Consider the following 12114-nt stretch of genomic DNA (forward strand, 5'->3'; position numbering starts at 1 on the left):
CCGGAGCCGCTGGTTGGGGCCGCAGCCCGGTGCACGCGGCCTCGGAGAGCCGGCTGGGGGCTTCCCACCCCCGGGTGGAGGGGCCGGTCGACCTCCGGCTCGTGCTGCCCGCCGCCGCGGTCTGGCTCACGGCGGCCGTGAGCGTCGGAGCGTCGCCGGGCGGGGTCGCCGTCGTCGTGGCCGTGTCCCTGGTCGCGGGTGGCGTGCTGCTGGCGGCCGGACCGAGAGACGCGCGGGCGGAGACGGAGGACGAGTGGAAGCACGAGGTGGCCGAGGGGGAGGGCGCCGAGGAGAACAGGGCCAAGGACGGCGATGCGACCAAGGGGAGGGGAGACGCGGGCACGGGACAGGAGCGCGGGGCCTGGCAGGGGCGATCGGCGGGACAGCAGTGTCAGGCCGGAGAGGAGCGATGGACCGGGCAAGGGCGACGGACGGGACGGCTGGGCCGGGGACGGGCGGGGCGACCGGGGTGGTGGGTGTCCGTCGCGGCCCTGCTCCTCTGCGTCGGCGCCGCCGCGGCCTCGGCGGGGCTGCGCGCGGCGGACCTGAGGCGCGGCCCCCTTCCTGCCCTCGCGGAGCGGTCGGCCGAGGTGACCGCCGAGGTGGTGATCACCTCGGATCCAAGGCTCAGCCGGCCCCGGATCAACGGTGACCACATGGCTCCGACGGTTCTGCTGTTCGACGCCGACGTCACGCGGGTGATCCAGTCGGACGGCACGGTGGAGGCGACCCGGACGCCGGTGCTGGTGATCGTCGACGCCCGCCCACGGCGGACCGCGCCCGAGGGTGCGGGCGGACCCGCGCGACGGGGCGCCTCCCGGAACACCGGCGGACGCTCCCCCTGGCTGTCGCTGCTGCCGTCGACCCGGCTGCGGATCGCGGCACGAGTCGTGCCCGCCCTGTCGGACGGGGACGGCATCGCGGTGGTGCTGCGGGTACGGGGGAGCGGGCCGCCGGAGGTGGTGGGAGGGCCGTCCGGTCCGCAGCGGTTCGCGGGCAGGCTGCGCGAAGGGCTGCGGAAGGCGACCGACGGCCTGGACCCGGACGCGCGGGCGCTGCTGCCGGGACTGGTCGTGGGCGACACCTCACGGGTCACGCCCGAGCTGGACAAGGCGTTCAGGGCCACCGACCTCACCCACCTCCTCGCCGTCAGCGGGGGCAACCTCGTCATCGTCCTCGCGCTGTTCATCGGGCCCCCGGGTCTGGCCCAGCGGGTGGAGCGACGGGGCCTCGCCTCCCGGCTGGGGGTGCCGCTCCGGGCGACCGCCCTGCTCGGCGGAACGCTCACGCTCGCCTTCGTGATCGTGTGCCGGCCGGACCCGAGCGTGCTGCGGGCCGCGGCCTGCGGAGCGATCTCGCTGCTGGCCATCGCGACCGGGCGCCGCAGATCGCTGATCCCGGCACTGGCCGCCGCGGTTCTGCTCCTGGTGCTCTACGACCCCTGGCTCGCCCGCAGTTACGGATTCCTCCTCTCCGTCCTCGCGACCGCGGCCCTGCTCACGCTCGCCCCGCGCTGGAGCACGGCGCTCCAACGGCGCCGTGTGCCCGCGCGCCTGGCCGAGGCCCTGGCCGCGTCCGCCGCCGCGCAGGCGCTGTGCGCGCCGGTGGTCGCCGTGCTGTCGGCGCGGGTGAGTCTGGTGGCGGTGCCGTGCAATCTCCTCGCGGAGTTCGCGGTCACACCGGCCACGGTGCTGGGGTTCGCGACACTGGCGGCCTCATCGTGGGCGATGCCCCTGGCCAAGTACCTGGCGTGGTCGGCGAGTTGGCCCGCCCGGTGGATCGCGGGCATCGCGCGAGCGGGGGCGGCCCAGCCGGGTGGGGGAGTGGACTGGCCGGACACATGGACGGGGGCCCTGCTGCTGGCCCTCCTCACCGTCGCCGGTGTGGCCTTCGGCCGGCGGCTGCTGAGACATCCGTTGCCGAGCGGTGTCGCCGTGGTGCTGCTGCTGCTGTTCGTGGTGCAGCCGCCGCCGCTCACCAGGGTGATCACGGGGTGGCCGCCGCCCGGCTGGAGGTTCGCGCTGTGCGATGTGGGGCAGGGCGACACGGGCGTGCTCGCGGTGGGGGACGGCAGCGCGGTGGTGGTGGACGCGGGGCCCGACCCGGTACTGGCCGACCGCTGTCTGAGCACACTCGGCGTCACCAGGATCCCGCTCGTGGTCCTGACGCACTTCCACGCGGACCATGTCGCGGGCCTGCCGGGCGTGCTCCGGGGGCGCTCGGTGGGGGCGATCGAGACGACCGGTTTCGAAGAGCCCCCGGAACAGGCCGAGTTCGTACGGAGGGAGGCGGCCGCACGGCACATTCCCCTGACCCGGGCCGTCGCGGGGGAGCGGAGATGCGTGGGGCGTCTGGACTGGCGGGTGCTGTGGCCGCCGCCGGATCCGGCCGTGCCGCCGGACGACCCGAACGACGCCAGTGTCGCGATGCTCGTGCGGTCCTCGGGGCTGAGACTGCTCCTGCTCGGCGACCTGGAGCCGCCCGCCCAGCGGGCCTTGGCGAGATCGGCGCAGGCCGCGGAACTGGCCGGTGTGGACGTGCTGAAGGTCGCCCATCATGGTTCGGCGTACCAGGATCCGGGGCTCATACGCCGGGTCGCCCCGCGGCTCGCGCTCATCTCGGTGGGCCGGGACAACCCCTACGGACATCCGGCACCCAGTACGGTCGCGGCCCTGCGGGCGGGGGGTGCGGTGGTGCTGCGGACCGACGAGGACGGTGATCTCGCGGTCATCGGTGCGGGCGGAGGGCTCGGTGTGGCGCGACACTGAAGGCATGAATTCCGCACAGGCAGACGCCTACCTCCGCCGTATCGGGGCCGGGCACCCGGCATGGCCCACGTCCGACGTGCTCCGCGAACTCCAGCTGTGTCATCTGCGGACGGTGCCGTTCGAGAACCTCTCGATCCACCTCGGCGAGGAGATCGTGCTGGAGGAGAAGCGGCTGCTGGACAAGGTGGTGGGCGCCCGCAGAGGGGGTTTCTGCTACGAACTCAACGGCGCGTTCGGGGCGTTGCTGGGGGCGCTGGGCTTCGACGTGACGCTTCTCGCGGCGCGGGTGTACGGGGACGACGGGAAGCCGGGGATCCCCTACGACCATCTCGCGCTGCGGGTGCGGACGGTGGACGGGGGCGACTGGCTGACCGACGTCGGGTTCGGGGCGCACAGCCACTATCCGCTGTCGTTCACGGAGCGGGGTGAACAGCGGGACCCCGGCGGGCTGTTCCGGGTCGTGGAGTCCGCGCCGGACGCGGCGGGGGTGCGGGGAGCCGGCGGTTCGCGGGAGCACGAGGACCTCGACGTCATCGTCGGCGACAAGCGGCAGTACCGGCTGGAGGTCCGGCCGCGGGTGCTCGGGGACTTCGTCGTCGGGGCCTGGTGGCACGGCACGTCTCCGCAGTCGCACTTCACCCGGTCGCTGGTCTGTTCGCGGGTCACCGAGGACGGAGGCCGGATCACGCTCAGCGGACGCAGGTTCACTGTGTCGACGGCCGACGGGACGAAGGAGGTGACGCAGCTGGAGACGGACGAGGAGGTGCTGGCCGCGTACCGGGAGCGCTTCGGGATCGAGCTGGACCGGGTGCCGGAGGTCGCGGGGGCCAAGTAGTGGTCCGGAGCCGCGCAGATCACACCCCGCGGAGTCCGAAGTCGGCGTCGGACGCCCCGGGCGTGCCGGAAAATGTCCGGGTGAGCGATGTGAGACATGTACTGGTGCTGCCCGACCGCGACGCCGCGGAGGAGGCGGCGGAGGCCGCCGGCGACCGCTTCGGACTGCCGGAGGAGCCGCAGCTGGTGAGGGACGCCCTCGCGGGCGAGGACGACGCCGAGGACGCGCAGTGGCTGGTGGTCCTGACCGACCCCGAGTCACGGCTGGACCCGAAGGAGCTGGACGAGTTCGCGGCGGAATGGGACGGCTGGCACGAGGAGCCGTAACCCGCCTCGCCCGGCCGGGCCGGGCCCGGGCCTGGCCGAACCGCGCGGCCAGGACCAGCCCAGCCCCACGGCCGGGCCTGCCGCAATCACGCGGGTCGGGCCCAGCCCAGGCACACGGGCCGGGCCCAGCCCGGGCAGGCGGCAAGCCGCAGGGCCGGATGCCCCGGCTCGCCTTCGGCCCGGCCCAACCCGGCCAGGCTCGGCCCCTGGCCCAACCCCGCGTCCCGACCCCCAACCTCAACCCCGGTTCCCGACCCCCAACCCAAAACCCGGGCCCGTCCCCATCCCCACTCCCTGATCCCCACTCCCTGATCCCCACTCCCGTGCTCTCGCCTCGGTCGGTGAGGGTTGTCGGTGGGGCGTGGGATGCTTTCGGGGATGGCCAAGAAGACCGCACAAGACGACCCTCTCGCCCCTGTCACGCTGGCAGTGGGCCAGGAGGATCTCCTGCTCGACCGTGCCGTGCAGGAGGTGGTGGCCGCCGCCAGGGCCTCCGACGCCGACACGGACGTACGGGACCTCACCCCCGACCAGTTGCAGCCGGGCACGCTCGCCGAGCTGACCAGTCCCTCGCTCTTCGCCGAGCGCAAGGTCGTGATCGTACGGAACGCCCAGGATCTGTCGGCGGACACGATCAAGGACGTCAAGGCGTATCTCGGGGCGCCCGCCGAGGAGATCACCCTGGTGCTGCTGCACGCGGGCGGCGCCAAGGGCAAGGGTCTGCTCGACGCCGCGCGCAAGGCGGGCGCGCGGGAGGTGGCGTGCCCCAAGATGACCAAGCCGGCGGACCGGCTGGCGTTCGTGCGAGGCGAGTTCCGGGTGCTCGGCCGGGCGGCCACCCCGGAGGCCTGCCAGGCGCTGGTGGACTCCATCGGCAGTGATCTGCGGGAGCTGGCATCGGCCGTGTCGCAGCTGACGGCGGACGTCGAGGGGACGATCGACGAGGCCGTCGTCGGGAGGTACTACACCGGGCGGGCCGAGGCGTCCAGCTTCACCGTGGCCGACCGGGCCGTGGAGGGGCGGGCCGCGGAGGCGCTGGAGGCGCTGCGCTGGTCCCTGTCGACCGGGGTGGCCCCCGTCCTGATCACCAGCGCGCTCGCGCAGGGGGTGCGGGCGATCGGCAAGCTGTCCTCCGCACGCGGCGGCAGGCCCGCCGACCTGGCCCGTGAGCTGGGCATGCCGCCGTGGAAGATCGACCGCGTGCGGCAGCAGATGCGGGGCTGGACACCGGACGGGGTCGCCATGGCGCTCACGGCCGTCGCCGAGGCGGACGCCGGGGTCAAGGGCGGCGGGGACGATCCCGAGTACGCCCTGGAGAAGGCGGTCGTGGCCGTCGCCCGAGCGGCCCGCTCCGGCCGCCACTGACCGGCCGCCCCGGCAGTACCGCCAGGTTCCTCGCCCGGCCCGCTCCCGGCCGCCACTGAGCGGCCTGACCCGGCCACCCGCCAGGCTCCCCGCGCGGCCCGCTCCGGCCGGCCGCTGACCGGCCCCGTCGACCGGCCGCTGCCGACCGCCCCCGCCGACCAGCCGCCCAGGCCGCCCCGCCCGTTCTCCGCATCGCCCGGGGACCCCGTGGAACACCGAAGGCCCCGCTCGGTCTCCCGGGGAAGGGAGGGGAGCGGGGCCTTCGGTTCAAGCCGGTGGACTCACGCCCGCGTGGCGAACGCAGATCGTGCGTGAATCCGGTACGTCGGTCGGGAGCGGAGAGAGAGGGCCCGCTCGGGTCCGGCCGACGGTCAAGTCAGGGGTCGAGCTCCGGAGAGCTCAGCCGACTCAGCCCTGGAGGGCGGCGACCTTCGAAGCAAGCGCCGACTTCTTGTTGGCGGCCTGGTTCTTGTGGATGACGCCCTTCGAGACGGCCTTGTCGAGCTTGCGCGAAGCCTCGCGCGCCGCGACGGTGGCCTTCTCGACGTCACCCGCGGCAGCAGCCTCGCGGGCCTTGCGGATCGCGGTCTTCAGAGAGGACTTGACGGCCTTGTTGCGCAGCCGCGCCTTCTCGTTGGTCTTGATCCGCTTGATCTGGGACTTGATGTTCGCCACTGATGAGCCTTTACAGGTTCAGGCGCGCGAGACGTCATGTCTCACCCGCCGTTTGATTTTCATGGGTGCGTCTCGTGCTGAGAGGGCATGAGACACAGCCACCCAGGCTACCAGTCCCCGCCCGACCGGCCCAAACCGGCCGTACGTCCCGGTCCCGCGGCCCGTCGCCGATGCCCTGGTCAGGGCCTTCGGACCGGGCGCCGCCGTCCCCCTCCCGCGGCCCAAACCGGTCGCAGTCCGCCGCGCGTGGGACCATGGAACCTACGTATCGATCCGACCCGAGGCGACAGGCGCCTCAAGAGACAGGACCCTGCGTGCCCGCGACCCCTAACAATGCGCCCGAGCCGAGCCGTACCGACCCGGCGCTGATCCGCAATTTCTGCATCATCGCGCACATCGACCACGGCAAGTCCACGCTCGCCGACCGCATGCTCCAGCTGACCGGGGTGGTTGATCAGCGGCAGATGCGCGCTCAGTACCTCGACCGCATGGACATCGAGCGCGAGCGCGGCATCACCATCAAGTCCCAGGCGGTCCGGCTGCCCTGGGCCCCGTCCGAGGATCCGGGCCGCACCCACATCCTCAACATGATCGACACCCCCGGGCACGTCGACTTCACCTACGAGGTGTCGCGGTCCCTGGCGGCCTGCGAGGGCACGGTCCTGCTCGTCGACGCCGCCCAGGGGATCGAGGCGCAGACCCTCGCCAACCTCTACCTGGCGATGGAGAACGACCTCAGGATCATCCCCGTACTGAACAAGATCGACCTGCCGGCGGCCCAGCCGGAGAAGTTCTCCGAGGAGCTCGCGAACCTCATCGGCTGCGACCCCGAGGACGTCCTCAAGGTCTCCGCCAAGACGGGCCTCGGTGTCGAGGCGCTGCTCGACAAGGTCGTCGCCGAGATCCCCGCCCCGGTCGGTGTCCAGGACGCCCCGGCCCGCGCGATGATCTTCGACTCGGTCTACGACTCGTACCGCGGTGTCGTGACGTACGTGCGTGTCATCGACGGGCAGCTCAACAAGCGCGAGCGCATCAAGATGATGTCCACCGGCGCCACCCACGAGCTGCTGGAGATCGGCGTCTCGTCGCCCGAGATGAAGCCGGCCGACGGCCTCGGCGTCGGTGAGGTCGGCTACCTCATCACCGGGGTGAAGGACGTCCGCCAGTCCAAGGTCGGTGACACCATCACCACCCTGAACAAGGGCGCGACCGAGGCGCTCGGCGGGTACAAGGACCCCAAGCCGATGGTCTTCTCGGGCCTGTACCCGCTGGACGGGTCCGACTACCCCGAGCTCCGCGACGCCCTGGACAAGCTCCAGCTCAACGACGCCGCGCTCGTCTACGAGCCGGAGACCTCGGCCGCGCTGGGCTTCGGCTTCCGCGTCGGCTTCCTCGGGCTGCTGCACCTCGACGTGATCCGCGAGCGCCTGGAGCGCGAGTTCGGCCTCGACCTGATCGCGACCGCCCCGAACGTGGTCTACCGCGTCGAGATGGAGGACCGCAGCGAGCACACGGTCACCAACCCGAGCGAGTTCCCCGAGGGCAAGATCGACAAGGTGTACGAGCCCGTCGTGCGGGCGACCATCCTCGCCCCCTCGGAGTTCATCGGCTCGATCATGGAGCTGTGCCAGACCCGGCGCGGCACCCTGCTCGGCATGGACTACCTCTCCGAGGACCGCGTCGAGATCCGCTACACCCTCCCCCTCGCGGAGATCGTCTTCGACTTCTTCGACCAGCTGAAGTCCAAGACCCGCGGTTACGCCTCGCTCGACTACGAGCCCACCGGCGAGCAGAGCTCCAGCCTGGTCAAGGTCGACATCCTGCTGCACGGCGACAAGGTCGACGCCTTCTCGGCGATCACGCACAAGGACGCCGCGTACGCGTACGGCGTCCGGCTGGTCGCCAAGCTGCGCGAGCTGATCCCGCGGCAGGCCTTCGAGGTGCCCATCCAGGCGGCCATCGGCTCCCGGGTCATCGCCCGCGAGACCATCCGCGCCATCCGCAAGGACGTCCTCGCCAAGTGCTACGGCGGTGACATCTCCCGTAAGCGGAAGCTGCTGGAGAAGCAGAAGGAGGGCAAGAAGCGGATGAAGATGGTGGGCTCTGTGGAAGTTCCGCAAGAGGCCTTCATCGCCGTGCTGTCCAGCGACGACAGCGGCGGTTCGGCCAAGGGCAAGAAGTAGCCACGCCGAATCCCGGAATTCAGGGCCCGTCGCGCTTCGGCGCGGCGGGCCCTGTGCTTGTCTCATGGATGTGTCCTGCAAGAAGTGACCGGCCGTCGCCCCTTACGCACCGGCCGGACGCGCTCTAGTCTGATCTCTGCTCGGTAGTTACTCGCGAGTTAAACAACAGCCGCAATTGAGCCAGCCGCACTGCCGCGGGCCCCGGAGGATGTCGTGAGCGACACACAGACCCTGATCGAGAACCGTCCGCCGTCCGTCGCCGCCCTCTTCCTGGAGCGTGTGGCGGCCACACCCGACGCCGAGGCATACCGTTACCCGGTACCGGCCTCCGGCGCGGGACCGGACGAGTGGAGGTCGCTGACCTGGGCGCAGGCCGCGGAGCGCGTCTACGCCATCGCGGCCGGTCTCATCGAACTCGGCGTCCAGCCGGAGCAGCGCGTCGCGCTCGCCTCCTCGACCCGGGTCGAGTGGATCCTCGCCGACCTCGGCATCCTCTGCGCGGGCGCGGCCACCACGACCGTGTATCCGCAGACCAACGCCGAGGAGTCGGCGTTCATCCTCGCCGACTCCGCGAGCCGGGTCCTCATCGCGGAGGACGCGGCCCAGCTCGCCAAGGCCCGCGAGAAGCGCGCCGAGCTCCCCGAGCTCACCCATGTCGTGGTCGTCGACGCGGAGGGCGTCGAGACCGAGGACTGGGTCCTGACGCTCACCGAGCTGGAGGCGCGCGGCGCCGCCTACCTGGAGAAGCACCCCGAGCTGATCAAGGAGCGGGTCGGCGCGATCACCGCGGACCAGCTCGCCACCCTCATCTACACCTCCGGCACGACCGGCCGTCCCAAGGGCGTGCGGCTGCCGCACGACAACTGGTCCTACATGGCCAAGGCGATCTCCGGGACCGGTCTGATCACCCAGGCGGACGTCCAGTACCTGTGGCTGCCGCTCGCGCACGTCTTCGGCAAGGTCCTGACCTCCGGGCAGATCGAGGTCGGGCACGTCACCGCCGTCGACGGCCGCGTGGACAAGATCATCGAGAACCTTCCGGTGGTGCGGCCGACGTACATGGCCGCCGTGCCCCGCATCTTCGAGAAGGTCTACAACGGGGTCGCGGCCAAGGCGCGGGCCGGCGGCGGCGCCAAGTACAAGATCTTCCAGTGGGCCGCGGACGTCTCCCGCGAGTACGCGAAGGCCAGCCAGGACAACTTCCGCCGCACCGGTTCGGCCTCGGTGCCGTTCGCGCTCGGCGCCAAGCACAAGGTCGCCGACGCCCTCGTCTTCGCCAAGATCCGTGAGGCCTTCGGCGGCAACCTGCGCGCCTGCATCTCCGGCTCCGCCGCGCTCGCGCCGGAGATCGGCTACTTCTTCGCCGGCGCCGGCATCCACATCCTGGAGGGTTACGGACTCACCGAGACCTCCGCGGCCTCCTTCGTCAACCCGGGCGAGGCCTACCGCACCGGCACGGTCGGCAAGCCGCTGCCCGGCACCGAGGTGCGCATCGCGGACGACGGCGAGATCCTGCTGCGCGGCCCCGGCCTCATGGAGGGCTACCACAAGCTGCCCGAGAAGACCGCCGAGGTCCTGGAGGCCGACGGCTGGTTCCACACCGGTGACATCGGCGAGCTGTCCGCGGACGGCTATCTGCGGATCACCGACCGCAAGAAGGACCTCATCAAGACCTCGGGCGGCAAGTACATCGCGCCCGCCGAGGTCGAGGGCCAGTTCAAGGCGGTCTGCCCGTACGTCTCCAACATCCTCGTGCACGGCGCCGACCGGAACTTCTGCACCGCGCTCATCGCGCTCGACGAGCCGTCCATCCTCGACTGGGCCAAGGACAACGGCCTGGAGGGCAAGTCGTACGCGGAGGTCGTCGCGGCGCCCGCCACGGTCGCGCTGGTCGAGGGTTACGTGAAGGAGCTCAACGGGGGCCTCCAGCGCTGGCAGACCATCAAGAAGTTCCGTCTGCTGCCCCGTGACCTCGACGTCGAGCACGGTGAGATCACGCCCAGCCTCAAGCTGAAGCGCCCGGTCGTCGAGAAGGCGTACAAGCACCTGATCGACGACATGTACGCGGGTACCCGCGAGGCCTAGCCGCCGTCGGCACCCGGTTTCCGGACCCGCCTCGCGCGGGCCGGAAACCGGTGCCCCCTCCTATCCGTCCCGCCTCCGCCGCATCCGGCCCAGCAGCTCGTCCATCTGCCGTATCTGGTCGCGGAGTCGCGGTACGTCCCGCACGGCACCGGCCGCCAGTTGGGCGTCCAACCTGCCCAGGCGGGCGGCGAGTTCGTCGATCTGGTCCTGTTCCCGGGCCAGCAGGCGCTCCAGTTGACGGTTCTTGCGGTGCAGGTCGAGGAAGACGGTGACCTTGGCGCGCAGGACCCAGGGGTCGAACGGCTTCGTCAGATAGTCGGCGGCGCCCGTCGCGTACCCGCGGAAGGCGTAGCCCGCGTCGGCGTCCGAGCCCGTCAGGAAGATGATGGGCACGTCCTTGGTGCGGTCGAGCCGCTTGATGTTCGCGGCCGTCTCGAATCCGTCCATGCCCGGCATCCGGATGTCGAGCAGGACGACCGCGAACCGTCGCCGCAGCAGCGCCTCCATCGCCTCCTGGCCCGAACGCGCCCGCACCAGCGGTTCGTTCAGCGAGCGCAGGACGGCTTCCAGCGCGACCAGGTTGTCCTCCATGTCGTCGACCAGGAGGATGCTCGCGCCCTCGTCGTCCCTCGTCCCGGCGCTCATGACCGCGGTGCTCGGTTCTGTCCGACTTCGAACACATCCATACCACTGTTCTCACTCATGGCGGCCCACTTCGGTGACTCGGCGCTTATGAGTGCCGCCAGTCTGTCACCCTGGCCGCATCGTCCGAGGTGTATTCGTCCGAACTGCCCAGGGAGCCGCACAGTGGGGGCCATTCCGACGCAACGGGAGACCACGGCGTGCGCACCGGACACGCTCGCACACCGCGCAGGCCGGGACGTCGTGTCACGGACGTCGCTGCCGGGCACTCCGCTGGCCCCCGCCGCCGCGCGCCGGTTCCTCCGGGACACGCTCCTGGACTGGACCGAGTCGGGCCTGCCGGGTGCCGGGATCATCGACGACCGGCTCACCGACGACGCGGTCGTGGTGGTCAGCGAGCTCGTCACCAACGCGGTGGTGCACGCGGGCACCGACGTCGAGCTGCTGTGCCGGCTGGAGGACAGCCCGGCCGACGGGCCGCCGGGCACGGTGGTCGTCGAGGTCTCCGACCACCATCCCTCGCGCGCCATACGGGAGGACGGCGCCGAACCGCCTTACGGGACACCGGAGTACGGGCGGGGCCTGCGCCTCGTCTCCGCGCTCTCCGAGGCCTGGGGGATCACGTACCGTCCGGGCGTCAAGACGGTCTGGTCGAGGCTGCTGACCGCCGGGGCCGCCGGAGCGCTGCCCGGGGCGGACGCCTTCACGGACACCGGCGAGCGGCGCCGGCCCGGCCGCTTCGACGACACGGACGGGCCTCGCGAACCGGGCGGGCGCGCGGGCGCGAGCGGCTTCACGGACACCAACGGTTTCACCGGCCCCACCGGTTTCACGGACGCCGCCGGATCGGCGGGGCCGGACCGTTTCGCGGGACCGGACGGTCTCACGCGCGCCGACGGGTTCGAGGGGCCCGCGGACGGTTCCGGTCGGGCCGGGGCCGGCGCCGCCGCGTACGCCGAGGGGCAGGTGCCGGGGGCCGTGACGCCGGCCGACGGAGAACCGTACGGCCTCGGGCCCGGCACCGGCTTCGGGTCCGGCACCGGCCTCGGGTCCGGCACCGGCTTCGAGTCCGGCACCGGCTTCGAGTCCGGCACCGGCTTCGAGTCCGGTGCCAGCTTCCGATCCAGCACCGGCTTCGGGTCCAGCACCGGCTTCGGGTCCAGCACCGGCTTCGGGTCCAGCACCGGCTTCGGGTCCAGCACCGGCTTCGGGTCCAGCACCGGCTTCGGGTCCAG

9 protein-coding genes are annotated in these 12114 nt (G+C 71.9%); 7 read left to right on the forward strand and 2 right to left on the reverse strand.

Annotation, left to right across the window (positions count from 1 at the left end):
• Positions 1–29: 29 nt before the first annotated feature.
• The 4 genes from ACFWI4_RS17680 to holA all read left to right on the forward strand — a co-directional run bounded on the left by ACFWI4_RS17680 (position 30) and on the right by holA (position 5294).
• On the forward strand, positions 30–2768 hold the full coding sequence (locus ACFWI4_RS17680; RefSeq protein ID WP_387196821.1) for a ComEC/Rec2 family competence protein: 2739 nt from the start codon (positions 30–32) through the stop codon (positions 2766–2768).
• Between the two features lie 4 nt (positions 2769–2772).
• Positions 2773–3603: an arylamine N-acetyltransferase gene (locus tag ACFWI4_RS17685; protein ID WP_387196824.1), complete on the forward strand. Its 831-nt coding sequence runs from the start codon at positions 2773–2775 to the stop codon at positions 3601–3603.
• Between the two features lie 80 nt (positions 3604–3683).
• On the forward strand, positions 3684–3929 hold the full coding sequence (locus ACFWI4_RS17690) for a hypothetical protein (RefSeq protein ID WP_385397195.1): 246 nt from the start codon (positions 3684–3686) through the stop codon (positions 3927–3929).
• Between the two features lie 378 nt (positions 3930–4307).
• Positions 4308–5294 carry a DNA polymerase III subunit delta gene (gene holA / locus ACFWI4_RS17695; RefSeq protein ID WP_387196827.1) on the forward strand — a complete coding sequence of 329 codons (987 nt, stop codon included), beginning with the start codon at positions 4308–4310 and terminating at the stop codon, positions 5292–5294.
• 408 nt (positions 5295–5702) lie between these two features.
• Here holA and rpsT read toward each other — a convergent pair whose 3' ends face one another.
• Positions 5703–5969 (reverse strand): 30S ribosomal protein S20, encoded by a 267-nt coding sequence (gene rpsT / locus ACFWI4_RS17700; RefSeq protein ID WP_385397191.1) that lies wholly within the window; start codon positions 5967–5969, stop codon positions 5703–5705.
• A gap of 314 nt (positions 5970–6283) precedes the next feature.
• Here rpsT and lepA point away from each other — a divergent pair, with 314 nt between their 5' ends.
• Positions 6284–8152 carry a translation elongation factor 4 gene (gene lepA / locus ACFWI4_RS17705; RefSeq protein ID WP_387196830.1) on the forward strand — a complete coding sequence of 623 codons (1869 nt, stop codon included), beginning with the start codon at positions 6284–6286 and terminating at the stop codon, positions 8150–8152.
• A 213-nt stretch (positions 8153–8365) separates the two neighbouring features.
• Positions 8366–10237 carry an AMP-dependent synthetase/ligase gene (locus ACFWI4_RS17710; protein ID WP_387196833.1) on the forward strand — a complete coding sequence of 624 codons (1872 nt, stop codon included), beginning with the start codon at positions 8366–8368 and terminating at the stop codon, positions 10235–10237.
• Between the two features lie 60 nt (positions 10238–10297).
• Here ACFWI4_RS17710 and ACFWI4_RS17715 read toward each other — a convergent pair whose 3' ends face one another.
• A complete protein-coding gene (locus ACFWI4_RS17715; protein WP_387196835.1) occupies positions 10298–10882 on the reverse strand; it encodes a two-component system response regulator in 585 nt (194 codons plus the stop codon).
• 240 nt (positions 10883–11122) lie between these two features.
• On the opposite strand from ACFWI4_RS17715, the gene ACFWI4_RS17720 reads away from it, so the two are divergent.
• Positions 11123–12114: ATP-binding protein (locus tag ACFWI4_RS17720; protein WP_387196838.1), on the forward strand; the 992-nt coding region annotated here is incomplete at its 3' end.

The sequence above is a fragment of the Streptomyces sp. NPDC127038 genome (genome assembly GCF_042725875.1).
Classification (GTDB): domain Bacteria; phylum Actinomycetota; class Actinomycetes; order Streptomycetales; family Streptomycetaceae; genus Streptomyces.